The organism is Corallococcus exercitus (assembly GCF_003611585.1).
GTDB lineage: Bacteria > Myxococcota > Myxococcia > Myxococcales > Myxococcaceae > Corallococcus > Corallococcus exercitus.
On record NZ_RAVW01000048.1, the window covers coordinates 1 to 26,458 of the forward strand.

General features: G+C 69.6%; 23 protein-coding genes and 1 pseudogene. 17 read left to right on the top strand and 7 right to left on the bottom strand.

Going from position 1 to position 26,458, the window contains the following annotated elements; genetic code table 11:
- Positions 1-30: 30 nt before the first annotated feature.
- From D7W79_RS08905 to D7W79_RS08915, 3 genes are all read left to right on the top strand, one after another.
- The gene (locus D7W79_RS08905) at positions 31-555 is read left to right on the top strand and encodes a DTW domain-containing protein (RefSeq protein WP_120524941.1); all 525 of its coding nucleotides are present in this window, start codon (positions 31-33) and stop codon (positions 553-555) included.
- Positions 556-560: 5 nt separating this feature from the next.
- The gene (locus D7W79_RS08910) at positions 561-1,190 is read left to right on the top strand and encodes an HAD hydrolase-like protein (protein WP_120524917.1); all 630 of its coding nucleotides are present in this window, start codon (positions 561-563) and stop codon (positions 1,188-1,190) included.
- Positions 1,191-1,299: 109 nt separating this feature from the next.
- Positions 1,300-1,761, top strand: coding sequence for a GNAT family N-acetyltransferase (locus D7W79_RS08915; RefSeq protein WP_120524918.1), 462 nt, complete (start codon positions 1,300-1,302; stop codon positions 1,759-1,761).
- 133 nt (positions 1,762-1,894) lie between these two features.
- On the opposite strand, the gene D7W79_RS08920 is transcribed toward D7W79_RS08915, so the two are convergent.
- Complete coding sequence (locus D7W79_RS08920) at positions 1,895-3,343, bottom strand: M20 family peptidase (protein WP_120524919.1); 1,449 nt, start codon at positions 3,341-3,343, stop codon at positions 1,895-1,897.
- 374 nt (positions 3,344-3,717) lie between these two features.
- On the opposite strand from D7W79_RS08920, the gene D7W79_RS08925 reads away from it, so the two are divergent.
- From D7W79_RS08925 to D7W79_RS08935, 3 genes are all read left to right on the top strand, one after another.
- Positions 3,718-4,620: a GNAT family N-acetyltransferase gene (locus D7W79_RS08925; RefSeq protein ID WP_244221666.1), complete on the top strand. Its 903-nt coding sequence runs from the start codon at positions 3,718-3,720 to the stop codon at positions 4,618-4,620.
- Positions 4,621-4,777: 157 nt separating this feature from the next.
- A complete protein-coding gene (locus tag D7W79_RS08930) occupies positions 4,778-5,824 on the top strand; it encodes an acyltransferase family protein (protein ID WP_120524921.1) in 1,047 nt (348 codons plus the stop codon).
- 72 nt (positions 5,825-5,896) lie between these two features.
- On the top strand, positions 5,897-6,886 hold the full coding sequence (locus D7W79_RS08935; RefSeq protein ID WP_244221667.1) for a GNAT family N-acetyltransferase: 990 nt from the start codon (positions 5,897-5,899) through the stop codon (positions 6,884-6,886).
- 12 nt (positions 6,887-6,898) lie between these two features.
- Here D7W79_RS08935 and D7W79_RS08940 read toward each other — a convergent pair whose 3' ends face one another.
- Positions 6,899-7,294 (bottom strand): winged helix-turn-helix transcriptional regulator, encoded by a 396-nt coding sequence (locus D7W79_RS08940; RefSeq protein ID WP_120524922.1) that lies wholly within the window; start codon positions 7,292-7,294, stop codon positions 6,899-6,901.
- 50 nt (positions 7,295-7,344) lie between these two features.
- On the opposite strand from D7W79_RS08940, the gene D7W79_RS08945 reads away from it, so the two are divergent.
- Positions 7,345-8,157 (top strand): SDR family oxidoreductase, encoded by an 813-nt coding sequence (locus tag D7W79_RS08945; protein ID WP_120524923.1) that lies wholly within the window; start codon positions 7,345-7,347, stop codon positions 8,155-8,157.
- On the opposite strand, the gene D7W79_RS08950 is transcribed toward D7W79_RS08945, so the two are convergent.
- Positions 8,154-9,086: a LysR family transcriptional regulator gene (locus D7W79_RS08950; RefSeq protein ID WP_120524924.1), complete on the bottom strand. Its 933-nt coding sequence runs from the start codon at positions 9,084-9,086 to the stop codon at positions 8,154-8,156. The genes D7W79_RS08945 and D7W79_RS08950 overlap by 4 nt on opposite strands.
- A gap of 129 nt (positions 9,087-9,215) precedes the next feature.
- Between D7W79_RS08950 and D7W79_RS08955 the strand changes: the two genes are divergently transcribed.
- The 7 genes and pseudogenes from D7W79_RS08955 (at position 9,216) to D7W79_RS08985 (ending at position 17,633) form a co-directional block, all read left to right on the top strand.
- Positions 9,216-9,971 (top strand): SDR family oxidoreductase, encoded by a 756-nt coding sequence (locus tag D7W79_RS08955; RefSeq protein ID WP_120524925.1) that lies wholly within the window; start codon positions 9,216-9,218, stop codon positions 9,969-9,971.
- Between the two features lie 208 nt (positions 9,972-10,179).
- Positions 10,180-11,392, top strand: a pseudogene (gene cml / locus D7W79_RS08960) (CmlA/FloR family chloramphenicol efflux MFS transporter).
- Positions 11,393-11,584: 192 nt separating this feature from the next.
- Complete coding sequence (locus D7W79_RS08965) at positions 11,585-12,418, top strand: hypothetical protein (RefSeq protein WP_120524927.1); 834 nt, start codon at positions 11,585-11,587, stop codon at positions 12,416-12,418.
- Positions 12,419-12,475: 57 nt separating this feature from the next.
- On the top strand, positions 12,476-13,510 hold the full coding sequence (locus D7W79_RS08970; protein WP_120524928.1) for an MAC/perforin domain-containing protein: 1,035 nt from the start codon (positions 12,476-12,478) through the stop codon (positions 13,508-13,510).
- Positions 13,511-13,575: 65 nt separating this feature from the next.
- Complete coding sequence (locus D7W79_RS08975) at positions 13,576-14,568, top strand: cupin domain-containing protein (RefSeq protein ID WP_120524929.1); 993 nt, start codon at positions 13,576-13,578, stop codon at positions 14,566-14,568.
- Between the two features lies 1 nt (position 14,569).
- The gene (locus D7W79_RS08980) at positions 14,570-15,523 is read left to right on the top strand and encodes a sulfotransferase family protein (RefSeq protein WP_120524930.1); all 954 of its coding nucleotides are present in this window, start codon (positions 14,570-14,572) and stop codon (positions 15,521-15,523) included.
- 43 nt (positions 15,524-15,566) lie between these two features.
- Positions 15,567-17,633: an ArnT family glycosyltransferase gene (locus D7W79_RS08985; RefSeq protein ID WP_120524931.1), complete on the top strand. Its 2,067-nt coding sequence runs from the start codon at positions 15,567-15,569 to the stop codon at positions 17,631-17,633.
- Positions 17,634-17,676: 43 nt separating this feature from the next.
- Here D7W79_RS08985 and D7W79_RS08990 read toward each other — a convergent pair whose 3' ends face one another.
- Both D7W79_RS08990 and D7W79_RS08995 read right to left on the bottom strand, forming a co-directional pair.
- The gene (locus tag D7W79_RS08990; protein ID WP_120524932.1) at positions 17,677-20,037 is read right to left on the bottom strand and encodes a CBM96 family carbohydrate-binding protein; all 2,361 of its coding nucleotides are present in this window, start codon (positions 20,035-20,037) and stop codon (positions 17,677-17,679) included.
- A gap of 336 nt (positions 20,038-20,373) precedes the next feature.
- A complete protein-coding gene (locus tag D7W79_RS08995; RefSeq protein WP_244221669.1) occupies positions 20,374-20,916 on the bottom strand; it encodes a biotin transporter BioY in 543 nt (180 codons plus the stop codon).
- A 183-nt stretch (positions 20,917-21,099) separates the two neighbouring features.
- Here D7W79_RS08995 and D7W79_RS09000 point away from each other — a divergent pair, with 183 nt between their 5' ends.
- Positions 21,100-21,513 (top strand): MAPEG family protein, encoded by a 414-nt coding sequence (locus D7W79_RS09000; RefSeq protein ID WP_158616924.1) that lies wholly within the window; start codon positions 21,100-21,102, stop codon positions 21,511-21,513.
- Between the two features lie 49 nt (positions 21,514-21,562).
- On the opposite strand, the gene D7W79_RS09005 is transcribed toward D7W79_RS09000, so the two are convergent.
- Both D7W79_RS09005 and D7W79_RS09010 read right to left on the bottom strand, forming a co-directional pair.
- Entirely contained in the window at positions 21,563-21,994 is a 432-nt protein-coding gene (locus D7W79_RS09005) for a hypothetical protein (RefSeq protein WP_120524934.1), read from the bottom strand.
- A 322-nt stretch (positions 21,995-22,316) separates the two neighbouring features.
- Positions 22,317-23,201: a LysR substrate-binding domain-containing protein gene (locus D7W79_RS09010; RefSeq protein WP_120524935.1), complete on the bottom strand. Its 885-nt coding sequence runs from the start codon at positions 23,199-23,201 to the stop codon at positions 22,317-22,319.
- Between the two features lie 100 nt (positions 23,202-23,301).
- Here D7W79_RS09010 and D7W79_RS09015 point away from each other — a divergent pair, with 100 nt between their 5' ends.
- On the top strand, positions 23,302-24,933 hold the full coding sequence (locus tag D7W79_RS09015) for an acetolactate synthase large subunit (protein ID WP_120524936.1): 1,632 nt from the start codon (positions 23,302-23,304) through the stop codon (positions 24,931-24,933).
- A gap of 33 nt (positions 24,934-24,966) precedes the next feature.
- On the top strand, positions 24,967-26,400 hold the full coding sequence (locus D7W79_RS09020) for an aldehyde dehydrogenase family protein (protein WP_120524944.1): 1,434 nt from the start codon (positions 24,967-24,969) through the stop codon (positions 26,398-26,400).
- The last annotated feature ends 58 nt before the right edge of the window (positions 26,401-26,458 follow it).

The following is a 26,458-nucleotide window of genomic DNA, read 5'->3' on the forward strand; positions in this document are numbered from 1 at the left end:
GAGATCTGCGCATGTCTCGTGGGCTCGGAGATGGGTATAAGAGACAGGTGCGCGGAGGTTCCCCGGGTGGAGACGCGCACCCGGTTCCTCTTCCTCCAGCATGTGATGGAGGTCTCGAAGCGCAGCAACACCGGAGGCGTGGCCGCGCTGGCGCTCGCGAACGCGAAGCTGCTCATCCACGGGGCAATGGCCGGGACCTTCGACATGGAGGTGCTCTCCGAGCCGGGGACCTGGCTGCTCTATCCCGATGGTCCCCCCGCGCCACCGGATGCTCCCGCGCCCAGGCAGCTGGTGGTGCTGGACGCGAACTGGTCGCAGGCCCGGCGGATGACCCAGCGGCTCCCCGAGCTGCGGGCACTCCCGCGGCTGGTGCTGCCGCCGCCGGAGCCCGGGATGCTCAAGCTCCGCGAGCCCTCGCATCCCGCCGGCATGTCCACCCTGGATGCCGTCGCCCGCGCGGTGGCCCTGCTCGAGGGACCGGAGGCCGCGGCCCCCCTGGCGCGGCTCGCCGCGCTTCGCGTGCAGCGCATCGCCGACTGCGGAACGCTGAACTGAGGCCCATGGGATACCGGCTGATCATCTTCGACTTCGACGGGACGCTCGCGGACAGCGCGGACTGGTTTCGCGGCGTCTTCAACGACGTGGCCCTCCGCTACGGCTTTCGCACCGTCAGCGCGGAGGAGCTGGAATCGCTGCGCGGGCAGGACAGCCGGGCCATCATCACGCGGCTCGGCGTGCCCATGTGGAAGATGCCCTTCATCGCCTCGCACATGCGGAAGCTCGTCGCGCGAGACGCGCACCGCATCCCGCTTTTCCCGGGCGTGGAGGCGATGCTCGAACAGCTGCAGGCGCACGGCTTCACCCTCGCCGTGGTGAGCTCCAACTCGGAGCAGAACGTGCGGAGCGTGCTCGGGCCGGTGGCGTCCGCGCGCATCCGTCACTACGCCTGCGGCGCGGGCATCTTCGGCAAGCGCGCGAAGTTCCGGAAGGTGCTGAAGGCGGCGGGCGTGCGTCCCTCCGAGGCCCTTTCGGTGGGCGACGAGGTGCGCGACATCGAGGCCGCGGCGGCCGAGGGCATCGCCACGGCCGCGGTGACGTGGGGCTACGCAACGGAGGCACTGCTGCGCTCACGCGCGCCCACGCTTGTCTTCACCCGCCTGGATGACCTGCTGCGCGCCGTCGCGGCGTAGTCGCTTCCACGACCTGGAAGTGCATCGCCGCGAGGTGATCCTTCACCCGTTTGCTTGGCGCCCACCGCGTGGCCCTCTCGCACCGCTGGCGCTAAGGTGACAGGACACCATGGCCCCCTTTTCTCTCGACTGGCAATGGAAGCGCTTCGGTGAGCTCACGCTCAAGGAGCTGTACCGGCTGCTCGCGCTGCGCTCCGAAGTCTTCGTGGTGGAGCAGAAGAGCCTCTATCTCGATGCGGACGGCCTGGACGCCGCGTGCTTCCACCTGCTCGGAAGCGTCCCGGACACGGGGCAGTTGGGCGCCTATCTGCGCGCACTGCCGCCCGGCCTCAAGTTCCCCGAGGCGAGCCTCGGCCGCGTCGTTACCGCGCCGGCGCTGCGAGGGCAGCGGCAGGGCCGCGAGCTGGTGGAGCGCGGCCTGAGCTTCCTCGCCGAGCGCTTTCCGGGCGCGCCCGTGCGCATCGGAGCGCAGGCCTACCTGCAGCGCTTCTACGAGGGCTTCGGCTTCCTGGCCGTGAGCGGCATCTACGACGAGGACGGCATCCCGCACCTCGACATGCGCAGGGACTGACGGGCGAGCATCCGCAGCGGACGAACAGCCGCGGTTTCTGAGGAGGCGTGACGCCTGACGCGCGTGCTCGGGCTCACAGGGCCGTGACGTGCTCGCCTCGCCACCTGCGTCATCTCGCTCCGTCACGCACTGTCTAGCGCGTGGTGTTGCGCAGGTACTGCGCATAGAAGCGGATGGCGGCGGCGTGCTCGTCGACGGAGAGCCGTTCGTCGCGGCCGTGCATGCGTGCGAGGTCCTCGCGCGTCAGGCGCACCGGCACGAAGCGGTACACGCTGTCGCTCAAGGAATGGAAGTAGCGGGCGTCGGTGGCCGCCACGGTGAGGAAGGGTGCCACCAGCACGTCCGGGAACTCCTGGCGGATGCTGCGCTGCAACTGGCGCCACCCCTCCGTGTCCAGGCTCGACACCGGTGAGGCCTCGTCGCCCTCGGCGGCCACCTCCACGCGGGGGTCGTCCAGCACCTTGCGCATGTGGGTGCGGACGTCCTCCAGGCTGTCGCCCGGCAGGAGGCGGACGTTGAGGACCGCGCGCGCCTGCGAGGGCAGCACGTTGGGCTTGGGGCTTCCCTCCAGCATGGTGGCCGCGGTGGTGGTGCGGATGCTCGCGTCCGTCGAAGGCGCCCCGGCCATCTGCCGCTCGATGATGGGCGCGAAGAGCCAGGTGTTGGCGAAGAGCAGGCGCATGCCGAAGTTCATCTCCGGCCCCACGTACTCGAACAGCGCCCGCGTCCCGCCGCGCAGCTCGGGCTTGAAGGGGTTCTCCTCCAGCCGCACCAGGGCACGGGCGAGGATGTTCGCGGCCGTCTGGCGCGGCGGCATGGACGCGTGTCCGCCCGCGCTGCGCACCTTCAGCTCCACGCGCGTCGAGCCCTTCTCCGCCACGCCCACCAGCGCCACCGGCGCGGCCACGCCCGGTACCAGCCCCACGCCGATGGGGCTTCCCTCGTCCAGCACCGACTCGAGGTGCACGCCCCGCTCGCGCAGCCGCTGGGCCACGAGCGCGGCGCCGTCGTGCCCGCCCACCTCCTCGTCCGCGCCGAAGGCGAGCATCACCGTGCGGCGGGGGCGGTAGTCCTGGGCGAGCAGCCCCTCCACGGCCTCCAGGATGGCGAGCACGCTGCCCTTGTCGTCCAGCGCCCCGCGCCCGTGGACGTAGCCGTCCGCCACGACACCGCCGAAGGGCGGGTGGCTCCAGGTGGCCTCCGCCTCCGCCGGCACCACGTCCAGGTGGCCCATCAGCAGCACGGGATGCAGGCCGGGCTCCGAGCCCTTCCACGTGTAGAGGTGCGCGTGCGCGCCCACGGCCTCGTGCTCGAGCTGTGCGTGCACGCGGGGAAACGCCGCGACGAGCTGCGCATGCAGGGCCTGGAAGGCGGCGTCCTCCGTGCGCATGCCGTCGGAGGCGGCGATGGTGCGGTGGCGCAGCGCCTCGGCGAGGCGGCCCGCGGCGGCGGTGGCATCCACCGGGAAGGGCTCGGCGGGTTCGGCGGACACCTGCCGCGAATCGAAGCGCAGCGTGCGGACGACGAGGACGCCCGCGAGAAGGAACACGAGGGCCAGCAGGACGAGGAGGACGCGCTTCATCGGCTCGAGGTTTCCGGGGAGGGGGCGGGGAGCGTAGCAGCACGTGCGGCGCGTCACTCCGCCGGCCGTGGCGCCCGGGCCCCGCGACGCCAGGGCGAGGCCGGGGGGCTGGGACGCCAGGATTCCAACAGCTGGGGCGCCCCGGGGGGCGGCTCCAGCGGAAGGGCGAGAAGGCTACCCTGCAATGGGAACGCCAGTAACAGACGGAAATACAACTTAGCGACACAGGCAGGTAATCACCGTTTTCGTCTGGATTCAGTTCGGGCCTCCGGGGGGATGGCTGCTCGGACCGGTCGCGGACGCAGGCAGGACCGGGGGACGCGGACATGCGGATGATGCGAACAAGGGCCGTGCTCGTGCCTGACGAGGGGGCGATGGCGCTATCGGAGGACTACTTCCGTTCCGCGCATCACCTGCGGGCCGAACGGGTGACGCATACGCTGGTCATCGAGGACGGCGAGGGGAACGCCCAGCGCGTGCCGCTCATCGTCCGGCCCATCGAGGGGACGCCCTACCGCGACGCCATCTCTCCGTATGGGTTTCCCGGAGGCGTGCTGGACGGGCTCCGGGAGGTGGCGAAGGAGGCGGTGGACTGGAGGGAGACGGGGCTCGTCAGCATCTTCGTGCGCGACCGTGTCTCAGGCCCCCGCTGCTTCGCGGACGGAACGGAGCGCAACGAGGTGTTCTTCATCGACCCGCGCCTGCCGGTGGAGTTCCGGGAGATGCATTACCGGCACATCCGGCGCAACCTCCGGCTGGGCTTCGTGAGCACCGCGCGTGAGGCGCGCGAGGTGCCGCGCGAGGAGCGAGAGGGATTCCAGGCGGCCTACCGTCAGACCATGGTCCGCGAAGGCGCGAGCGCCCGGTACTTCTTCTCCGACGCCTACTTCGAGGAGCTGTTCGCGTCCCCCAGCGCCTGGCTGGTGACGGCGCATGCGCCGGAAGGGGGCGTGGCCTCCTCCGCGCTGTGTGTCAGCAGCGACGGCATGCTGCACTACTACCTGGGGGGAACGGTGGATGCGCACCTGTCACGCTCGCCAGCGAAGAATGTCTTTGGGACGCTGGTCGAGCTCTGCACGCAGCTGGGGGTCCCGCTCCACCTGGGCGGCGGCATCCGCCCGGGTGACAGCCTGGAGCAGTTCAAGCGGAGCCTCTCCAACGCAAGCTCGCGCCTCTACACGCACGAACTGGTCTGCGAACCCACGGTGTATGCCCAGCTGTCGGAAGGCCACACCCGCGGCGACTTCTTCCCGGCCTACCGCGCGCCACGCCACTGAGCCGCGGGCAGTGGGGCCTCCGACGCGGGGGCCGCCGGATGCGCGGGAGGTGACACCTGCCCGGGACCCCGGGGGGCATGGTTGGGACCCCGGGTGAACCCTACCGTTCAACTCGCTCCGAGCGCTGACCGGAGAGGGCCTGGAAGGGTGAACCCGGATGAGAAGCATTTCTGCCGCTCCGCATGTGAGCCCACCGCGCCTGGTGGAACTGGACGCGCTCCGGGGGCTCGCGGCGCTGGCGGTCGCGCTGTATCACTTCACGGCTGAATACAGCGACCTCTACGGGCACTCCGTTCCCCTCTGGAACCTGCGCTTCGGGAAGTACGGGGTCCAGCTCTTCTTCGCCATCAGCGGCTTCGTCATCCTGATGTCGCTGGAGCGCATCGAACGGGTCCGGGACTTCGTGTGGAGCCGCGCGGCCCGGCTCTACCCGTCCTACTGGACGGCCGTCGCGCTCACCTTCACGGTGGTGACGCTGTTCGGGCTGCCGGAGCGTGAGTTCAGCTTCCAGACGGCCCTGGTCAACCTGACCATGTTTCACGAGCTCCTTCGCGTCCCGCACGTGGACACCGTGTACTGGACGCTGACCATCGAGCTGTCCTTCTACCTGTTGATGTTCGTGCTCGCGTACACGCGGACGCTCCCCAGGATCATCCCCATCTTCATCGTGCTCGTGGTGTCGCAGACCCTGGCGGAGCTGGCCGCCCAGTCCCTGGGAATGACCTTTCTCGCGCGGCTCGCGAGCCGCCCGCACCTGCAATACTTCGCGCTGGGCGTGCTGGCCTTCAAGCAGAGCCGCGGCGAGGTCGCCCTCCCTTCGGCGCTGGCGCTCGTGGGCGTCAGCCTGGCGCACGAGGTGCTCGTCGGGAGCGAGGCGCCCGTCCCCGTGTTCGGGGTGGTGCTGGGCATCGCCTGGGCGCTCTCCCGGGGAGCGCTGCGCTGGCTCACCTGGCGCCCGCTGCTCTTCATGGGGTTCATCTCGTATCCGTTCTACCTGGTCCACCAGAACATCGGTTACGTCATCATCCGACGGCTCGAGGCCGCAGGGTGGCGTCCCGAGGCGGCCATCGCGATCGCGTTCGCGGTCGGGTTCCTGCTGGCTGTCTTCATCACCTACCGCGTCGAGCAGCCCGCGCTGCGAGGCTTCCGGCAGTGGCGGCGGAAGGCTCAGGCTCGAATGGCGGTCCCACCCCACATCGCATGAGGGCCTCCATGCGCTCGACGTGGGCGCAGGGGATGGCGGGCGTTGCGTCGCTCATCGAAAGGATGCGCTCGAATGATGAACCACACCGAAGCCTCGCGGCTCATGTCTCCCGGCCTGCAACCCTGCCGCGCCGCCCTGGTGCCTGACGAGGGGCGGTCCGCCGTGTCGGAGGACTACTTCCGCTCCGCGCATCACCTGCGGGCCGAAGGCGTGACGCACACGCTGGTCATCGAGGACGGCGAGGGACGCGCGCTGCGCGTACCGCTCATCGTGCGGCCCATCGAAGGGACGCCGTACCGCGATGCCATCTCTCCCTACGGGTATCCCGGCGGGCGGCTGGATGGGTTGAGCGAGGTGCCCAAGGACGCCGTGGATTGGGAGGGCACCGGGCTCGTCAGCCTCTTCGTGCGCGACCGCGTCGCGGGGCCCCGCTGCTTCGCGGGCGGGACGGAGCGCAACGAGGTGTTCTTCATCGACCCGCGCCTCCCCATCGAGTTCCAGGCGGAGGCCCGCCGGCAGATGCGGCGCAACACCCGGCTGGGCTTCGTGAGCACCTGCTGTCCGGTGCGCGAGGCCACGCACGAGGAGCGCGAGGGCTTCAAGGACGTCTACCGGCAGACCATGGTCCGCGACGGAGCGCAGGCCCGGTATTTCTTCTCCGATGCGTACTTCGAGGAGCTGTTCTCCTCGCCGGTCGCCTGGCTCGCGACGACGCGCGCCCCGGACGGCCACATCGCCTCTTCCGGGATAGGGGTTCGCAGCGACGGCGTGCTGCACTACTACCTGGGCGGGACCGCGGATGCGGACCTGGGGCGCTCACCGGCCAAGAACACCGTCTTCGGGGCGCTGGTGGAGCTCGCCACGCAGCTGGGGCTGCCGTTCCACCTGGGGGGGGGCGTGAAGCCGGGTGACGGCCTGGAGCAGTTCAAGCGGAGCTTCTCGAACTCCAGCTCGCACCTCTGCACCCACGAGCTGATCAGCGAGCCCACGGTGTACGCGCGCCTCTCGGGGACCATCAGCGGCACGGGCTACTTCCCGGCCTATCGCGCGCCGCGCAGCTGAAGTGCCACGGCATCAGGGGCCGGAGACCTCTCCGGTGGGCGCTTCGCGCGTCGCGGCCCATCGGAGCAGTCCATCGAGCGCCGGGCACAGGGACTGCCCCCACGGGGTGAGTCGATATTCCACACGCGGAGGGACCTCCGCGTACACGACCCTGTGCACCAACCCATCCCGTTCCAGCTGTCTCAGCTGCTGGGCGAGCATCTTCTGGGAGATGCCGGGAATGGCGCGTTCGAACTCCGAGAAGCGCACCACCCGGCCTCCGAAGAGCTGGAAGAGGAGCACGAGCTTCCAGCGGCCTTCGAGCAGTCCGAGGATCTCCTCGACCCGCGCCGCGGCCGCCTCGGGAGTCGGGGGCTCCTCGTACTTACCCGCCGGTGAGTCCCCCACTTCTTCGTGCGCTCTTGTCATCGGATGAGTCTAGCGACATTCCTATCCGCGTCCCCCGATAGGAGATACCCGTGTCGACAACAGCAACCCCTCGCTTTCACATCGACCCCCGGGAGTTCGCGGGTCAGCGCGTGCTCGTGACAGGCGGAACCAAGGGAGCGGGGCAGGCCATTGTCCGCCGGCTCAGCGCGGCGGGCGCGGTGACGGTCGCGGTCGCGCGCTCCGCGCTTCCCAAGGGCGAATCGATTCCTGGCCTCTTCGTGCAGGCGGATCTCGGTACTCCCGAAGGCGTGGACACGGTGGTGCGGCAGGTCCAAGACAAGGTCGGGGGCATCGACATCCTGGTTCACAACCTCGGAGGCTCCTCCGCGCCCGGGGGTGGATTCACCGTGCTCACCGAGCAGCACTGGCAGGACGAACTCTCGCTCAACCTGCTGGCGGCGGTCCGGTTGGATCGCGCACTCATTCCACCCATGATCGAGCGCGGAAGAGGCGTGGTGCTGCACATCTCTTCCATCCAGCGGAAGCTCCCGCTCCACGATTCGACCATCGCGTATGCCGCCGCGAAGGCCGCGCTGTCGACGTACAGCAAGGCCCTCTCCAAGGAACTGGGGCCCCGGGGGATCCGGGTCAACTCGATTGCTCCCGGGTGGATCCGCACGACCGCCTCCGAAGCCCTGGTGAAGCGGATCTCGGAACACATGGGGAACGACGAGACGGCTGCGCGTCAGAGCATCATGGATGCGCTCGGCGGCATTCCGCTGGGACGCCCGGCCTGGCCGGAAGAGGTCGCGGAACTCGTCGCCTTCCTCGCCTCGGAGCGCGCCGCGTCCATCCACGGCAGCGAGTATGCGATTGACGGCGGAACGGTCCCGACGGTCTAGGAAGGCTTCGCCGTCAGGGTGATTCCAGTCCCGCGACTTCGCTCCCCGTCGTCGCGCGTCTCGCGGGCCATGCTCAGGAAGGCCGCCGCGGCGGGCGACAGCCGCTGGGCGTTCCAGGCCATCCAGACGCCCGCGGAGGGCAGGGCGTCCCAGCGCAGCGACACCACGTCTCCGCGCGCGAGCTCGTCCACCACCGCCACCTCGGGCAGCACCGCGAGCCCCATGCCCGAGGCGACACACCGGGCCACCGCCGCCACGCTGCCGACCTCCGCGACGACCGGGGGCGGCGGGCCCGCCTCCGCCCAGGCGCTCTCGAAGAGATCCCGGTACGCGCACCCCGTCTGCGTGGAAATGAAGGCGCAGGACGCGAGCTCCCGGGCCGTCACGCTCGGACGCCCGGTCAGCTCATGGCCCGGTGGCGCCACCAGACACAGGGGCTCGCGGGCAAGCTCCTCGCACGCGACGTCGAGCCCTCGCGGCACTTCGCCCAGGAAGAGGCCGAGGTCGGCTTCCGCCTCCTGCAGGCCCCGGCGGACGTCGGCCCGTCCCGAGGGTTGCACCGTCAGCCGCACCTGGGGATGGCGCGCGTGGAAGGCCGTCAGCAACGAGGGCAGTCGCCGGGCGCACAGCGTCTCCGGCGCCCGGAGCGTCAGCGGACCGGAGGGCGTGGCCTGCTGTCCCGTGACGGCGACGCGGGCCTCTTCCGCGAGGGACAGCAATTGGTCCGCGTACGTCAGCAGCCGCGTGCCGGCCTCGGTGAGGCGGAGCTTGCGTCCCGTCCGGTCGAAGAGGCGCACGCCCAGGTCGGACTCCAGGCCCTGCACCTGCTCGGTCACGCTCGACTGGGCGTAGTGCAGCCGCTCCGCCGCGCGCCGGAAGTTGAGCGTGCGTGCCACGGTGCGGAACGTCTCCAGTTGCGTGAGTCGCATGGCCTGCCCCTTCGGAGATTCCGAAGCCCCTGACCGGAACTTCCCGTTTCCCGCGCACCCGCGCGCCGTGGAACCGTGACCGCATCTAACAGCCCGGTGGCGTGCGCGTCATCGCCGCCCCGAGGGAGGATGCCCGTGACCACACCCGTCGTGGATCCAAAGGACGCCGTCGCGAAGAAGGTCATCGTCGTGGGAGGCAGCTCCGGCATCGGGCGGGGCGTGGCCCGCGCGGTGCTTCAGCGGGGAGGCCGGGTGGCCATCGTGGGCCGCTCGAGGGAGAAGCTCGACGCCGCCGTGGCGGACCTGGGGGCGGGGAGCGACCGCCTGGAAGCCCATGTCGCGGACGTCACCCAGGAGGCGGAGGTGGAGCGGCTCTTCGAAGCGGTGGGCCCCTTCGGCCATCTGGTCACCACCGTGGCGGACGTGACGTATCAGCCCGTGCGGGAGCTGGACGTCACCGCCGTGCGGCGCACCCTCGACTCCAAGCTGTTGAGCTCGCTGCTGCTGGCCAAGCACGCGGTGCGGCGGATGGAGGAGGGCGGCTCCCTGACGTTGACGTCGGGCATCGCGGCGCACCGTCCCGCGGCCCGGGGCGCCGTGGTCGCTGCGGTCAACGGCGCGCTGGAAGCGCTCGCGCGTGCGCTGGCCATCGAACTGGCCCCCATCCGCGTCAACGCCGTCTCTCCGGGCTGGGTGGACACGCCCATCTGGGAGCGCGTCGCGGGGGCAGCGAAGCAGGAGCGACTGGATGCCATGGCCCAGCGGTTGCCCGTGGGCCGCGTGGGACGGCCGGACGACATCGCCCGGGCCGTGTGCTTCCTGATGGAGAGCGGCTTCACCACCGGCTCCGTCCTGCACGTGGATGGGGGACACCGGCTCGTCTGAGACAACCCCTGTCAGGGACGGCCCGGTATTTTCGTCCCGCCCGGACCCGACGCACCCAGGAGTCCCCCGGATGGGAGATCCCAGCTCCGCAGATGAGTGAGCCGCGGCGACACGTCAATCGTTGCCGCGGCCCTCTGCCCCAGCTCATCCCGGTCCCCGTGGAGAGGCAGATCGCCGCCAGATGTTCCTCATTTGCGCGGATGCCTTCATGTCTCATTCGAAAACCCTGTCGTGGAATCACTCCGTGCCAGCAGCGCTGTTGCTGATGGCCCCCTTCGACCTCCTGGCCTCGCTGGCCATGGACATCTACCTGCCCGTGGTTCCGGCCATGACCGGAATCCTCAACACCACTCCCGCCATCATCCAGCTCACGCTGAGCCTCTACATGGCCGTGCTCGGGCTCGGACAGCTGATGTTCGGCCCGCTCTCGGACCGCATCGGCCGGCGCCGGGTGCTGCTGGGCGGCGCGCTGGTGTTCGCGGCCAGCTCGTTCCTGCTCGCGGGCACCTCCGAGGCCGCGACGTTCGTCGGGCTCCGGCTCCTGCAAGCCGTGGGAGCGTCCGCGGCCCTCGTCGCCACGTTCGCGACCGTCCGGGACGTCTATGCGGAGCAGCCTGAAGGCGCGGTCATCTACAGCCTGTTCAGCGCCATGCTGGCCTTCGTTCCGGCGCTCGGCCCCATCGCCGGGGCGCTGCTCGCGAGACACTTCGGATGGCGGGCCCTCTTCCTCACGCTCGGCATCCTGGCCACGGCGGCGATGCTCCAGGCCCTGCCGCGCTGGCCGGAGACGCGTCCCTCCGGCGTGCCCCGCCAGGGGATGGCGCTCCAGCCCATCCTGCGCAGCGCCGCGTTCTGGACGTACACCCTGGGCTTCAGCGCGGCGATGGGCTCCTTCTTCGTGTTCTTCTCCACGGCGCCCCGGGTGCTGATGGGCCGGGCCGGCTTCTCGGCGTTCGGCTTCAGCCTGGCCTTCGCCACCGCCGCGCTCGCCATGATGGTGACGACGCGTTTCGCGAAGCGCTTCGTGGCCCGCTGGGGGCTGGCGGGAAGCCTCACGCGCGGCATGGGCCTGTTGCTCCTGGGCGCGGGGTTGCTGACGGCCGGGCAGCTCCTCGCGGCGCCGTCCTTCTGGACGTTCGTCGTGCCCATGTGGGTCATCGCGGCGGGGATCGTGTTCGCCGTTTCCGTCACCGCCAACGGCGCGCTCCAGGCCTTTGGCGCCGTGGCGGGAACAGGGGTCGCGCTCCACTTCTGCGTCCAGAGCCTCATCGTGGGCATCCTGGGGACGGGGATGGTCGTCCTGCTCGACGGCGACACGGCGTGGCCCCTGGTGGGCTACGCGTCGCTCATGGCCGGGGTGACGTTGGGCTGCCTGCGACGCCTCTAGCGCCAGCCGGGTGACCGGAGCGCGGGGCCGCTGACGCGTCAGGGACAGGCCTTGACACGTCAGCGGTCCGTCCTCGACATCCGGGTCTTACTGGAATTCGCAATGATTTGGCGCATTTACGGCCTCGGGTGGCTGGCATTGCCCTTGCGATAGGCCTGTCGTGCATGAAGAGAGGGAAGCCTCTTGCCTGCCAACAACAGCCATTGGATGCCGTGAGGATGCAAGCATGTCACTCGTGAGTTGCAATGCGCAGAACCAGCTCTTTCAGCAAGGCATCATGACCGTCAAGGTCGCCTACAACATGGCCGACGCCGTCGCCAAGGCCGCGAATGAGCGCCAGATCGCCGCCTACTCGGGCATCTCCGGCCTGCCGGACCTCTCCACCCCCCTGATGGTGGAGAACGTCACCAACCTGAAGAACGGCTCCCTGGTTGACAATGGAAAGGGCGTCATCGTCCCCCCGGACACCTATCTGGCCTTCCAGATTGGCTTCGGCAGCCAGGTGGGGTTTGGCTTTGGCATCGAGATCCTCCCGAGCTCCATCGCCATCGTGGACAACAACTCCCTGATCCTGCCCCGGGCGTCCGTTCCGTCCACCAACCAGTGGGCTGTCGCGGGTCAGTACGCGTTCTTCGCCAGCAACAACTACAACGGCGACATGATCTATGTCTATGACAACAACTTCGGGACGCACTCGCTGAGTCAGGAGATAGCGGCCAACTCCTACCAGATCCGGATCACCTGCACCCCGCTGCGCTCCTGGACCGACAACAACGGCAACACGTACTCCGTGAACAGGCCGAACCTGGATCCCCCGTCGAACCCGCCGCAGTTGCCAGGCATCATGGCGGCGGGGGACGGCGACGGCATCAACGTCCACGGCGGCACGGTCACCGGCTCGGGCACCTCTGGCGAAACGTATGGCGGTTGCAGTGGCTATACGGTGGACAGCCAGTCTGTCTCCATGGTGTTCGACGTGTTCGTGGTCAATCAGAAGTATTACACCACGCAGACCTATCAGCTCTTCCAGTCGAATGGCGGCGACGGCCTGAACGACTAGCGATGCCGGATTGATGTCCTCACGAAGAAGCGACACTCCTGCAAGGAATCAAAGACAATGCCCAAGCTCAAGAACGCGGACCTGCCCAGCGATCCGCATGACTTCACCGCCCAGGACTGGCTCCACCTGTTCGAGGACCGTGGCCTCTTTCACGCCATGGTCATCACGCAGGAGCAGAATCCCACCAACGTCTTCAGCATCCACCAGGGCCTGCAGCTCACCGGGGATCTCACCCTCCCGGACCCGCTCCATCCGGACAACCACGCGACGTTCCAGTGGCTCGTCCCGAACATCACCGCCCAGCTGCACACGGTGGAGACCTTCTTCCACACGGTGCACACCTACCACTCGCAGGGGTACGACGTGGAGAAGGCGGACATCGGCATCCCCGGCATCTTCAGCGTGAACTTCCAGCACGAACACCAGTACTCGAACGACCAGTCGTTCTCGGAGACGGACTACTACGTCACGAGCATGTACCGCGTCCCCAAGCTGCAGATCGGCTTCAGCGACGGCGCGATGACGCTGACGGCTGACTTCATCCAGGCGCTGGCGCAGGCCGTGGAGCCCGGGGTCAATGACCCGCGCAGCTACGACAACGTGACGAACGTGTTGAACACGTGGGGCCACTACTACGTGAAGCAGCTGGACCTGGGCGGCCTCCTGTACGGCACGGACACCCGGAAGGTCACCAGCATGAGCCAGGGGCACAGCTTCTCGGACAGCGTCTCCGCGGGCTTCCAGGCCAACCTGGAGCTGGAGGACGTGCCCATCTCCGGCGGCGGCAGCGGCGGTGACGGTCATGGCTCGTCCTCGAACGACAGCTCCACGCAAGCGGACAAGAACGTCACCATCAACGTCATTGGCGGCGACGGCTCGCTGATGGGCAAGTACCCGGCCTGGGCCGCGTCCTTGAATGGCAACTACGTGAGCTGGCACATCATCGACACGCTCGTGCTGGAGCCCGTCATCAACCTCATTCCCGACAAGGCCCTGCGCTACAAGGTGGCGAACACGATCAGCGCCAGGTACGGCGTCACGCCGTACACGCAGGCCATCTCCAAGGACGAGCAGGGCGCGCTGAACGACTGACGGAGCCCCTGGGCAGCGCACGCCCGTGCGCTGCCCTCGCGCTTGCTTCCGGGGGAGGGAACGCCATGAAATATGACACCGAGCACCTGCTGAAGCCTGTCTCCCCGGAAGCGTTCCTGCGAACGTACTTCGAGCGGGAGCGCCTGCTGATCCGCCGGGGAGACGCGGGATATTACTCCGGGCTTTTCGGCATCGAGGAGATGCTGTCGTTCCTGCAAAAGGAGAACAACGCCTATCCCAACGTGCGGATGGTGAAGGAGGGGCGCGAGACGGCGTACAGCGAGTTCTCGTCGTCCGTGTCCTACAAGGAGGCACGGGTCAACTTCAATCATCTGATCAACCGGGAGCGCGTGTCGCGCCTGTTCCTGGAGCAGGGCCACTCGGTGATTGTCTATCAGGCGCAGACGGCCCTGGACCCCCTCCGGCGGTTCTGCGACACGCTGGAGCGGGAGTGGCGGGTGCGGGTGCAGGCGAACCTGTATATGACGCCCGCTGGCAGTCAGGGCTTCACGCTCCATTACGACACGCATGATGCCTTCATCCTGCAACTGGAAGGGGAGAAGCGCTGGCGGCTGTATGACAAGCCCATTCATCTGCCCTACGACGGCGAACCGATGCAGAACCCGGAGCAGCACCGGCCCACGTTGAACTGTGTGTTCGATGAGGTGCTGCGCAAGGGCGACCTGCTGTACGTGCCTCGGGGGCACTTCCACGACGTGAGCGCCACGGACGTGCATTCCCTGCACATGACGGTGGGCCTCCTGACCAGTCCCTGGCAGGCGCTGTTCCGGCGGGTGGCGGAGGAGCTCGAAAAGGAGGACTTCATGCGCAACACCGTCCCGCTGGCGGTCTGGCAGCAGGGGGAACTGCCGGCGTTCAAGGACCAACTGAAGGCCGCGGTGATGGCGGGGTTGGACGCGAAGCTGGAGGGGCTGGTGGACGAGTACCTGGGCCGTCACGCGAACGGGAGCGCTTCCGCCGGGATCAACAGGCTGGCGCGGTCCTTCGCGCAGATGGAGAGGCCGCGCGTCCGGGCAGTCTCCTCCGGGGTCGGGTGACATGGAGCGCGTCCCCGTCCCCACCCGCCTGTACCTCCAGGATGGACAGGCCATTCTCCAGACAGCGCGGCTGCCCGCCGCGGTCTACGAAGCGCCCTTCCTGTCCGACGGCCTGCGCCAGGCCCTGTCGGAAGGGGAGGCGGCACGCTCCGCCGAGTCGTGTCCGGTGAAGGACCTGCCGGAGGAGGGGGCACTGCCGGCGGGCCTCATCTTCCACGTCTCGAGGTGCGGGAGCACGCTGGTGACCCAGATGCTGGGGACGCTCCCGGGGGTGAGGGGCGTGAGCGAACCGGAGGCGCTGTCGCTCTACCTGCTTCATTGCGCCCGGGGCGCCTGCGCCTTCGACGCGGAGGCGTTCCGGCGGTTGATCAAGGCCTTCGGCCGGGGGGCCGGGCCTGGGGGGCGGTATGTGATCAAGTTCTCGTCATGGAACCTGCTGTTCCTGGACCGCATCCTCGCCGCCCTGCCAGAGGTGCCCTGGGTGTTCCTGACGCGGGACGCGACGGAGGTGATGGCGTCCAACTTCCGGAACCCTTCCGCGCCGCTGCGGTGGTACCGGAGCCGGGAGCCGTGGTTCAAGACGTGTTTCCCGGATTGGCCCGGCGAGGCGCCGGACGCGCCTGAAGCGTTCTTCGCGTGGTGTCTGGCGCGCTACGCGCGGAAGGCACGGGAGCACGAAGGGCCTCGGTGCTTGTGGGTGGACTACGCGCGCCTGCCCGGCATGGTGCACAGCCACCTCCTGGCCCACTTTGGCTTGGAGGTGGATGCGGCGCAGCGGGCGCGGATGGACGAGAAGGGCCGCTACCGGGCGAAGGGCGACACGCGGCAGCCCTTCGTGCCCGACGGGGCCGCGAAGCGGGCGGAAGCCACGGAGGCCATCCGGGAGGCGGTGAAGCGGTGGCTCCCACCACCTGCTGGCCCCGCTCCGGAATCAGGCCGGGCGGACGGCGGGTAGGCTTGCGGTCCCAGGACGCGGGTGGTGAATTCCGCCCCTTCCGATGAGCGCCCCCCTCCAGACCGTCCCCGCTCCTGACCCCTTCCGGACGAAGCTCGACGGCCTGCTCCTCGTGGCGGTCGTGCTGTGGGGGCTCGCGCAGCTCGCGCCGCACCTGGCCCATCCCGCCATCTACAACTGGGATGAGGCGATGCATCAGGCCGCCGCGCGCGGCACGCACGACACCTTCTTCACGCCGCACATCTACAAGGACCCGCTCTACCCCAGCGACATCCGGCACTGGTGGGCCGCGAACGTCTGGATGCACAAGCCCACGGGCCCCTTCTGGTTCGGGGCGCTGATGATGCACGTCGTGGGGGTGACGCCGCTCGCGCTGCGGCTGGCGTCGCTCCTGGGCCATCTGGCCGCGGGGGCCGCCATCTACCTCATCGCCCGGCGGCCTGCGGGGCGGACGTGGGCCACGCTGGGCGCGGTGGGGTTCCTGGCGCTGCCCTTCGGCTGGCAGCTGGTGCAGGGGCGCTTCTTCGGGGACGTGACGGACTGCACGCTGGCGGGCTGCAACGCCCTGGCGGTGGCGCTGCTCTTCCACGCCACCCGGGAGAACTCCTGGCGCTGGGGCCTGGCGGCGGGCGGCGTGGTGGGGCTGGGCTTCCTCTGCAAGACGGGGCTCGCGCTGACGCCGCTGGGCGTGGCCGCGACGCTGTGGGCCTTGAGCCGGCTGCGCTTCTGCCCGGGCCCGAGGTTGGGCACGGTGGTGGCCATGGTGGTCGCGGCCGGCGTGGTGGCGGCGCCGTGGAGCCTCTACTCCGCGCGGCGCTGGCCCGAGCTGCACGACCTGGAGTCGCGCGTCACGCGCGCGCACCTCTTCGATGACCCGACCGTGGACGTGGGGCCCTGGCGCCGCCCGCTGGACGCCGTCCTCAACGAGGTCAACCGCACCAGCTTCCAACCCCTCGCGAACGTGCTGCCCCTCATCGCGTTCTGCTGGCTGCTGGTGCGCGCCGTGCGCAAGCGGGAGCTGGAGACGGTGGGGCTCGCGCTGTGGGTCGGGGCGACGTGGCTCGTCCTTTCGCTGGGCACGGTGAAGGTCCCGGCCATCGCGTGGGGCGCCGTGCCCGCCGTCCTCGCCGCGCTCGCCATCGCGGGCTCGGACGCGTGGCGCCATCCGACGCTCGCGGCGCTGTTGCTGGCGGGGCTCGGCACGCCGCTGGCCATCGAGCACCTGCCCGTCCTGACCCGATTGCGCGAGTCGCTGCCCCCGTCCTGGGACCAGACGCGGACCCTTCCGGGGCTCGCCGAGGGGCTGGTGCTGGCCTTCTGCGCGGCGGTGCTGACGGCGATTGTCTTCCGGCTGGCGCGCAGGCCCCAGTGGATGACCGTGGGGCTGGGGGGCGCGGCGTCGGCGGTGCTCGCCTGGCACCTGGCCATCACGCTGCCGGTGGAGAAGGCGCGCTACGAGGACGAGCACGTCGACGAGCTGTACGTCAGCTATTCGCGCGAGGTGGGGCTGGCGTTGTCCCGGCACACGCCGGAGCGCAGCGTCGTCTTCGCCGCGTTGGACACGGATCCACCGCTTAGTTTCGAGAACCTGAGCCTCATGTTCTGGAGCGGGCGCATGACGTACCGGAGGGCGCCGGACGTGGCGCTCGCGCGCGAGCGTGGCTACCACCCCTATCTCGTCTCACCCCTCGCGGAGCCCTTCGCGCCCGTGCCCGGCGTGCCGCCCCAGGCCGCGCTGCGGGCCTATGACCTGGAGGCGCCGCTGCCCCAGCCCGCGCCCCTGCCCGACGGCCTCACGCCGCTGTCCGTGCGGCAGGGGAACCTGGAGGTGCTCGGGTTTGCCTCCCGTGGCGTGGGCCATGACCGCGACCGCTACGCCTTCTATGCCCGGGCGCTCGGCCCGCCCCAGCCGCTGCGCGTCACCTTCCACGGCCCTGACGGCATCGTGGAGCGGGTGCTGGAGCCAGGGGCGACGCTGCGCAACCCGCAGGCCCTGCGGGGCGCGGCGTGGTTCGTCCTGCCCGCGGTGGGTCCGTCTCGCGCGAAGGTGACGCACCTGGAGTTCGGCGCGGTGGGCCAGCGCGTGGCCCTTTCCCCGCCGGCTCCCTGATCCGGCTGCCATCCATGAACCGTGGCAGCCGGCGGGCCTCACCTCACGGCGTGGCCGTGGGGAGGGAGTAGTAGACGATGAGCCGCGGCCAGCGGGCCGAGGTGTTCGAGTACTCGCGCGAGTCGTACGTCGAGCGGCTTCCCGGCGAGTCGAGCCGCAAGGAGAGCAGCCCATCCATGGACAGGACCTCCTGCACCATCGGCACCAGCAGCGGGCTCGCATTGACGCCCGCCTGCGTGATGTACGGCACGGACCGGTTCGGGAACTGCCAGGAGCCCAGCTCGCAGCTGAAGGCGGAGGGCCTGGTGTTCCAGGTGAGGCCCGTCTCGCTCCACGCGTTGTTGGGAACCCACCGCGTGTAGACGTTGCCGTCAGCGCCGGCCGTGACATCGCCGCCCGTGGACGTGGTCACCAGGGCGACGGAGGCCACCTGGACGTTGGCGGGAAGCTCCGCGAGGTTGAAGCGCAGGAACGTCTCCGCGTCGTCCCGGTCCACGGTCAGACCCATGGAGGTGCCCGCGTTCGCGTTCGGGTTGCTCATCCAGACGGACGTGTCCGCCACCGGGAAGAAGGACGCCGCCTCCAGGTGGGAGGTCACCTGCGGATCCGCGGGCCCGAAGTAGCTGACGACCAGCCGGGGCCGCTCGCTGGCGACGCTGTATTCACGCGAGCGATACACCGTGTGGTAGCCCGGCGTCCTCAGCCGGAAGGAGATCAGCCCATCCGAGTCCAGCGCCTGCTGCACGGGCGCCTTCAGCTTCGGGTCGTAGTTGACGCCCAGCTGCAAGGGCTTGGGCGTGCTGTTGCCGTACCAGAGCCACCAGGAGCCCAGGTCGCTCCCATTCACGGGGGGCCTGTTGTTCCAGGTCATGGCCGTCTCGCTCCAGGTGTCGTCCGGCACCAGATGGGCATAGACGCTGCCGTCACCGCCCGCGGCGGAGCCGTCGAAGGCCAGGGCCTCCAACCGGACCGAGGCGATGTGGGAGCCGGCCGGGATGCTGCCCAGGTTGAAGCGCAGGTAGGCCTCGCCCTTGGCGGAGTCGACATACAGCTTCGAGTCATTGCCGTAGTTCGTACCCGGGTTGGCGGACAGGACGTACGTGTCCGCCTCCGGCTCCAGCACCACCTGCGTGGGCGCGGAGACCCCCTCGGTCGTGGGGCAGGGGGGCGGCACGAAGTAGGAGACGATGAGCTGGGGCCAGCGGACCTCCGTGTTCGTGTACTCGCGCGAGTGGTACAGCGTCCGGTAGCCGGGCGAATCCAGCCGCAGGGAGATCATCCCGTCCGACTCCAGCGCCTGCTGCACGGGCGCCACCAGCTTCGGGCTCGAGTTGATGCCCACCTGGGTCGTGTACTGGCCATTGCGGTTCCACAGCAGCCAGGAGCCCAGGTCATCGCTGGAGGCGGCGGGCCTGGTGTTCCAGGTGATGCCGGTCTCGCTCCAGGCGTTGTCCGGGACGAGCCGCGTGTAGACGTTGCCGTCCGCGTTGTCATAGGCGTAGCCGTCGTAGGAAGTGGCCACCAGGGACACGGCGACCACCTGCGCGTTGACCGGGACGCTGCCCAGGCCGAAGCGCAGGAAGGTCTCCGCCGCGGTCCGGTCCACGGTCAGGGCAGCGCCCTTGCCGTAGTTGGTGGTGGGGCTACCCGCCACGACCTGCGCGTCCGCCTGGGGGTAGAGGGCCACGACCTGCAGGTCGGTGGTCACCTGCGGATCCCCGGGCTCGAAGTAGTTGATGATGAGCTTGGGCCGCTCGCTGGCGACGCTGTACTCACGCGAGCGGTACACCGTGTGGTAGCCCGGGGACATCAGCCGGAAGGAGACAAGCCCATCCGAGTCCAGCGCCTGCTGCACGGGCGCCTTGAGCTTCGGGCTGAAGTTGACGCCCACCTGCAAGGGTTTGGGGGTGGTGTTGGGGTTCCAGAGCCACCACGAGCCCAGCCTGTCGCCCGTCACCGCGGGCCGGTTGGACCAGGTCATGCCCGTCTCGCTCCAGGTGTCGTCCGGCACCAGGTGCGCATAGACGCTGCCGTCACCTCCGGCGGAGGAGCCGTCGTAGGCGAGGGCCTGCAGCATGACCGAGGCGATGTGGGCTCCGGCCGGGATGCCGCTCAGGTTGAAGCGCAGGTAGGTCTCGGCCTTGGCGGAGTCGACGTACAGGTTCTGCGCGGTGCCGAAGTTCGTGCTCGGGTTTGCGGCTCGGACGTACGTGTCCGCCTCCGGCTCCAGGATGAGCTGCTTGGGTGTGGGGACCGCCATGAGCGGCGCGGCCCGGGCCTGCTGCGCCAACGGGGCTGGCTGTGGCGTTGCTTCGCCGCCATCACAGCCAGGGACGAGCCCCACCACGAGCGGCGCGATGAGAAGGGAACGAACGGACTGCTTCCATGGGGGTGCGCGATGCATGCAATGGCACTCGGGGTCATGCGCGCCGGTCCTTTCCGGCGCGACGTGCACCCCTTGAGCAACCCTTGCGCCAAGACGCGCAGAACGCCGGATCCCCTGTCACTTCCGGCGCTTGCGCGAAGAAGGGCCGCGTGACGCCGCTCGCGATGGGGAGGAACGTGCCAGAACCGGCACGCGCGTGAAGGCGCCCAGCGGACGCGGGTGTCAGGGGCCTCGCGGCGTCAGGATTTCATCCAGGAGCGCCGGTGTGCCCTGGACCCGCCGCAGCCGGGGCGTGAAGCGCTCGCGCAGGAGCTGACGACACCCCGGCGGGCGCGGCCACGCTGAGGCGCCGCTTCAGGGCGCGCGAGACCGGACGAACTTCCATGCGAGCGGCATGACCAGCCCCGCGATGACGGCCTTGATCAGTCCGCCAGGAATGAAGGGAACGAAGCCCTTCTGGAGGGCCGTGGCGGAGTCGAGCCCGGTCTTCATCCGGAGCCAGGACACGCCGATGGCCAGGATGAGCAGCTGGCCCGCGAGGAACAGCGGGCCAGCCGTCCACCACCGCCGGTCATGGCCCTGACGCGCCGCGAGGCCCACGAGGAAGGCCGCGGGGAGGAAGGCCACCAGGAAACCTCCCGTCGGCCCGACGAGCGCCCCCCAGCCGCTGGCCCCCTTCGCGAAGAAGGGCAGTCCCACCGCCCCCAGCAGGAGATAGGCGACCTGCCCGGCCAGACCCCGTCCAGGGCCGAGCGCGGCCGCCGTGAGGACGACCGCGAGCGTCTGTCCCGTGATGGGCACCGGGGACCCCGGCACCGCGATGGCGACCTGGGCGAACAACGCGGTGCAGAGCGCCGCGCCCAGGACGAGCGCCCCCTCCTGTGCGCGCGTGCGCACGAAGCCGTCAGCCAGGACGCGATGGGTCGATTCGGAGGGGAGGGGAGACACGCGCCGATGCTCGGCGAGGACGCACACCGGTGCAAGGCTGCCGGCGTCCACGGGGTGGCAGGTGCGTGAGCCGCCCACGGACGTCGTGAAACAGCTACGGTCCCGGCACTCTCGTGGTTGGAGGCCTCTCCTTTGACGACTCCCTTGCTCGGCACATCGTTGTTCCTGGTCCCGGTGACGTCGCTCTACGCCGCGCTCAACGCATTCCTCACGATTGGGCTCTCCCTCAACGTCAGCGCGGTCCGCACGAAGCTCAAGGTGTTCCGCGGCGACGGAGGCCATGCCGGCCTCGGGTCCGCCATCCGCGCGCATGGCAACAACGTCGAGCAGGTTCCCCTGGCGCTCATCCTCTTGCTGTTGGCGGAGCTGAGCGGTGGGAACTCGACGGCGCTTCACGTCTTCGGTGGCGCGCTGCTCGTGGCGCGGCTGGCGCATGCCTTCGGGCTGCTGCGCGGAAGTCCCGTCCAGGCAGTCGGCGCGACGCTGACCCTGGTCGTGCAGCTGTGCCTGGCGGGTTGGGTGCTCTGGCTGCGGCCCTGGGGCTGAAGCCGCAGCCCAGGGGCGCGAGCGTCATGGCCCGCGCCCTGGTCCGCGTCTACCGCTTGGTGATGTGCAGCTGGACGTTGCCGCACTCGCCCTCGTAGCCCTCGACGATGATGAGCAACTGGCTGCCCTTGATGAGCGTGAGACCGATGGCGGACGTCGTGCTGGTGCCCGAGTCATCGTTGCACTTCAGGACCTCGTTCGTGGCCTTGTAGTTCCGGATCTCCATGATGGTGTCGAAGTTGGAGCCCCTCGTGGAGAACGAATAGGTCGCAGTCTCGGGGACCCGCCACACCCAGGAGACGTCTCGCGACGAGCCCGAGCGGCACGTGGTGGCCCACTGATTGCTCGCCGTGCAGGTCGTCGCATAGGTCGCGACCGGAGAGCCCAGGGCGCTTCCCAGGTCTCCCGCGAGCGTCTGCGCCTCCACGCGCCGGGGCTCCTCGGACTGGCTGTCGTCCAGGACTTCGGCCTCGCCGGGCACGGAGTCGTCGAGTTCCTCACCCTCGGGGAGGGGTCCGCAAGCACCGAGGAACAACGCACACGAGGCCACACCCACAAGGGATTTGCCGAAGTTCGCCATGGTTCACCTGGGCACGCCGCCATCCGGGACAAGAAGGCCCGCCTCCCCCTGATGGGGATTCCGGGCGGACGGACACGGACGGCTGTGTCCGCCTTGAACCCAAGGTGCCTCTTCCCACGAATGACAGCCATTGCCCCGCCCGGCCACGACACGGGTCATTTGTGGATAATATGGATTCCCAGTTCTTCCGGCCTCCCAATGGATGAGAGTCGCCGGGTGATTCCTACCCTGCGTCTTCCTTTGCCCGTGTCCGGACCTCCGCCGCGAACAGCTCCGCCGCGGGTGTGCGCGGGGCTCCCTTGCGCCAGAGAAGCGCCGCCAGCTCCGAGCGGGGGGCCGGAGACAGCCGCTTCACCACCAGCCGCTCCGCGTCGGAGAGTCGTGGCTCGGGAAGCACCGTGACGGCGAGGCCCGCGCGGACGATGGCCAGCACGGTGGCCACCGCGTTTGATTCGAGCGCGATCCGGGGCGCGAATCGCATCGCCGCGAAGTGCGCGTCCACCCGGGCGCGCACCCGCAGGCCGCGTGACAGCAGCGCGAAGGGTTCCTCCGCGAGCAGCTTCATCCCCACGGACTCCACGCCCGCCAGCGCATGTCCCCGTGCGACGACGAGCGCGAGCCGGCTGTCGAAGACGGGCTCCGCATCCAGGTCCGTCAGGCGCGCGGGGGCATAGCCCAGTCCCACGTCCAGCCTTCCGGCCGCCAGCTGCCGCTCCAGCTTCCGGACGACGGCCTCCTGCGCGCTCAGCGCCAGCCCGGGATGTCTGCGGAGCACCGCCGCCAGCGCCGGCACCACGAGGCCGCGCATGCTCGGCGGATAGCCCACGCGCAGGGCCCCCGTGGAGAGCCCTCGCAGCGCGCCCACCGCGGACAGGCCCGCGTTCACGTCCTCCAGCGCGCGCGAGGCATAGGTGCGGAACAGCTCCCCGGCCTGTGTCAGCCGCACCCCGGTGCGGGCCCTCTCGAAGAGCGGTGTACCGACCTCTTCCTCCAACTGGTGGATCTGGTGCGACAGCGTGGGCTGGGAGACGTGCAGCCGCCGCGCGGCGCGCCCGAAGTGCAGCGTGTCGGCGACGGCGGAGAAGTAGCGGAGGTGTCGGAGCTCCATGGCGCCATCATAGACGGCATCTATCGACCCGATGAAAACAGACGAATGTACGAATCGAGGCCCGCCGGTACATCTTCCTCGCCACGAAGGAGAGGCACCCATGAAGGCATCGGATCTGTTCGTGAAGGCGCTCGAAGCGGAGGGCGTCCGCTGTGTCTACGGACTTCCCGGCGAGGAGAACCTGGACCTGCTCGAGTCCATGCGTGCCGCGGGCATGCGCCTGGTCGTCACGCGCCACGAGCAGGCGGCCGGATTCATGGCCGCCACGCAAGGAAGGCTCACCGGACGCGCGGGCGTGTGTCTGGCGACGCTGGGGCCGGGGGCCACCAACCTGGTCACCGCCGCCGCGTACGCGCAGCTCGGCGCCATGCCCATGGTGATGCTCACCGGTCAGAAGCCCATCAAGGTGAGCAAGCAGGGGCACTTCCAGATCGTCGACGTCGTCGGGATGATGCGGCCGCTCACCAAGTCCACCCGCACGCTCGTCTCCGCGGAGCACGTCCCCTCGGCGGTCCGCGAGGCCTTCCGCCGCGCGGAGGAGGAGCGCCCCGGCGCCACCCACCTGGAGCTGCCCGAGGACGTGGCGCGTGAGACCACCGAGGCCGTGCCCCTGTCGCCGGGTGTCCCCCGGAGGCCCGTGGCGGACGAGGGGGCCATCGCGCAGGCGGTGGACGCACTCGCTTCGGCCCGCCGTCCGCTGCTGATGATTGGCGCGGGAGCCAACCGCAAGCTGACCTCGGAGATGCTCCGCGCGTTCGTGGACCGCGTGGGCCTGCCCTTCTTCAGCACCCAGATGGGCAAGGGCGTGGTGGATGAAACGCACCCGCTGTGGATGGGGACCGCGGCGCTGTCCGACGGCGACTTCGTCCACCGCGCCATCGAGGCGTCGGACTGCATCCTCAACGTGGGCCATGACGTCATCGAGAAGCCCCCGTTCGTCATGCGCGACGGCCGCCGCACGGTCATCCACCTGAACTTCTCCTCGGCGGAGGTCGACCCCGTGTACTTCCCGCAGGTGCAGGTGACGGGAGACCTGGCGAATGCCGTGTGGCGCATCGCGGAAGGGGTGGGCCCGCGCTCGCACTGGGACTTCACGCCCTTCGAGCGGGCCCGGGCGGGGCTGGACGCGCAGTTCGTGAGCGGCGCCAGTGACGACCGCTTCCCCATCTACCCCGCGCGGCTCGTCGCGGAGGTGCGCCGCGCCATGCCGGATGACGGCGTCGTGTGCCTGGACAACGGCATGTACAAGCTGTGGTTCGCCCGCTACTACCGCTGCCGCCGGCCCAACACGCTCCTGCTCGACAACGCGCTCGCGACGATGGGCGCGGGCCTGCCATCGGCCATCGCCGCGAAGCTCGTCCACCCCCGGCGCAAGGTGGTGGCCGTCTGCGGTGACGGCGGGTTCATGATGAACTCGCAGGAGCTGGAGACGGCGGTGCGGCTGAAGCTCGACCTGACCGTGGTCGTGGTGCGCGACGACGGCTACGGGATGATCCGCTGGAAGCAGGAGGAGATGGGCCTGCCCGACTTCGGGATGACGTTGGGCAACCCGGACTTCGTCCGGTACGCGGAAGCGTACGGCGCACGAGGGCACCGTCCGGCGAGCGCCACCGAGTTCGGCGCCACGCTCACCCGCTGCCTGGAGTCGGGCGGCGTGCATGTCATTGATCTGCCCATTGACTACACGGACACCGCGCAAGCGCTCGGTGCCGGCACCCTGGTGGAGTCGTGAGCCATGGGCACCCACGCGAAAGAGAGGAACCCCATGCTGGCTGAGCGCTATCCGTACTATCTGGCCAACCGCCCGAGGCAGCCCAACGCGGAGCTGGCCGTGACTGACAAGTACTCGGGGGAGGTCGTCACGCGCGTGGCCGTCGCCGACGCGGCCGCCGTGGAGGAGGCCATCGCCGCGGCGGTGCGCGCGACGGAGCCCATGCGAAAGCTGGCGCCCTACGCCCGGCAGCAGGTGCTGGAGCACTGCGTGCGCCGCTTCCAGGAACGGGCGGAGGAGTTCGCGCTCGCCCTCTGCATCGAGGCGGGCAAGCCGCTGCGCGACGCGCGGGCGGAGGTCACCCGGCTCATCGAGACCTTCAAGGCGGCGGCGGAGGAGGCGGTGCGAGGCGGAGGCGAGGTCCTCAACCTGGAGGTGTCGCAGCGTACGGCGGGCTACCGGGGCTTCACCCAGCGCGTGCCGGTGGGGCCGTGCTCGTTCATCACGCCGTTCAACTTCCCGCTCAACCTGGTGGCGCACAAGGTGGCGCCCGCCATTGCCGCGGGCTGCCCCTTCGTCCTCAAGCCGTCGGACCGCACGCCGGTGAGCGCGCTGCTCATGGCGGAGGTGCTCGCGGAGACGGCCCTGCCGGAAGGTGCCTTCTCGGTGCTGCCCACGCGCCTGGAGGACGTGGGCCCCTTCATCGAGGACGACCGGTTGAAGCTGTTGTCGTTCACCGGCTCGGAGAAGGTGGGCTGGGATTTGAAGGCCCGAGCCGGCCGCAAGAAGGTGGTGCTGGAACTGGGGGGCAACGCGGCCTGCGTGGTGGACGCGGACCAGGCCGGGCGCCTGGACTTCGTCGCGGACCGCATCGCCCAGGGAGCGTTCTTCCAGGCGGGGCAGAGCTGCATCTCGGTGCAGCGCGTGCTCGCGCACGAGTCGCTGTACGACGCCCTGCGGGAGCGGCTCGTCATGCGGGCGAAGGCCCTGCGCGCGGGCAACCCCCGGGACGAAACCACCACGCTCGGGCCGCTCATCGACGAGCCCGCGGCGCGGCGGCTGGAGGGATGGATTCAGGAGGCCGTGGCGCTCGGAGCGCGGGTGCTGACCGGAGGAGGGCGGCGCGGCGCGCTGCTGGAGGCCACGGTGGTGGAGGGCGTCCCCGAGGACGCGGCGCTGTGCGCGGAGGAGGCCTTCGGCCCCGTGGTGTTGCTCCAGCCGTTCCACGACTTCGACGAGGCCCTGCGCCGGGTCAATGACAGCCGCTACGGCCTCCAGGCGGGCCTCTTCACGCAGGACCTGTCACGCGCGATGCGGGCCTGGGACGAGCTGGACGTGGGCGGAGTCGTCGTCGGTGACGTGCCGAGCTTCCGCGTGGACACCATGCCCTACGGTGGCGTGAAGGGCTCCGGGCTGGGCCGCGAGGGCGTGAAGTATGCCATTGAAGACATGACGGAGCTGCGGCTGCTGGTGCTCCGCCAGGGGTGAGTCTCCCTGCCGGCGGGCTTTCTGGCAGAGTGGATGTTTTCGCTGGGGGCCCGCCATG

Bases quoted from the DNA above. Each gene is read 5' to 3' on its own strand.
- D7W79_RS08965 (WP_120524927.1), top strand. From the start codon at position 11,585: ATGTCACTCGTGAGTTGCAATGCGCAGAACCAGCTCTTTCAGCAAGGC.
- D7W79_RS08980 (WP_120524930.1), top strand. From the start codon at position 14,570: ATGGAGCGCGTCCCCGTCCCCACCCGCCTGTACCTCCAGGATGGACAG.
- D7W79_RS09020 (WP_120524944.1), top strand. From the start codon at position 24,967: ATGCTGGCTGAGCGCTATCCGTACTATCTGGCCAACCGCCCGAGGCAG.
- D7W79_RS08905 (WP_120524941.1), top strand. From the start codon at position 31: ATGGGTATAAGAGACAGGTGCGCGGAGGTTCCCCGGGTGGAGACGCGC.
- D7W79_RS08950 (WP_120524924.1), bottom strand. From the start codon at position 9,086: ATGCGACTCACGCAACTGGAGACGTTCCGCACCGTGGCACGCACGCTC.
- D7W79_RS08925 (WP_244221666.1), top strand. From the start codon at position 3,718: ATGGCGCTATCGGAGGACTACTTCCGTTCCGCGCATCACCTGCGGGCC.
- D7W79_RS08910 (WP_120524917.1), top strand. From the start codon at position 561: ATGGGATACCGGCTGATCATCTTCGACTTCGACGGGACGCTCGCGGAC.
- D7W79_RS09010 (WP_120524935.1), bottom strand. From the start codon at position 23,201: ATGGAGCTCCGACACCTCCGCTACTTCTCCGCCGTCGCCGACACGCTG.
- D7W79_RS08975 (WP_120524929.1), top strand. From the start codon at position 13,576: ATGAAATATGACACCGAGCACCTGCTGAAGCCTGTCTCCCCGGAAGCG.
- D7W79_RS08930 (WP_120524921.1), top strand. From the start codon at position 4,778: ATGAGAAGCATTTCTGCCGCTCCGCATGTGAGCCCACCGCGCCTGGTG.
- D7W79_RS08940 (WP_120524922.1), bottom strand. From the start codon at position 7,294: ATGACAAGAGCGCACGAAGAAGTGGGGGACTCACCGGCGGGTAAGTAC.
- D7W79_RS08915 (WP_120524918.1), top strand. From the start codon at position 1,300: ATGGCCCCCTTTTCTCTCGACTGGCAATGGAAGCGCTTCGGTGAGCTC.
- D7W79_RS08935 (WP_244221667.1), top strand. From the start codon at position 5,897: ATGATGAACCACACCGAAGCCTCGCGGCTCATGTCTCCCGGCCTGCAA.
- D7W79_RS09015 (WP_120524936.1), top strand. From the start codon at position 23,302: ATGAAGGCATCGGATCTGTTCGTGAAGGCGCTCGAAGCGGAGGGCGTC.
- D7W79_RS08955 (WP_120524925.1), top strand. From the start codon at position 9,216: ATGCCCGTGACCACACCCGTCGTGGATCCAAAGGACGCCGTCGCGAAG.
- D7W79_RS08920 (WP_120524919.1), bottom strand. From the start codon at position 3,343: ATGAAGCGCGTCCTCCTCGTCCTGCTGGCCCTCGTGTTCCTTCTCGCG.
- D7W79_RS08990 (WP_120524932.1), bottom strand. From the start codon at position 20,037: ATGCATCGCGCACCCCCATGGAAGCAGTCCGTTCGTTCCCTTCTCATC.
- D7W79_RS08985 (WP_120524931.1), top strand. From the start codon at position 15,567: ATGAGCGCCCCCCTCCAGACCGTCCCCGCTCCTGACCCCTTCCGGACG.
- D7W79_RS08970 (WP_120524928.1), top strand. From the start codon at position 12,476: ATGCCCAAGCTCAAGAACGCGGACCTGCCCAGCGATCCGCATGACTTC.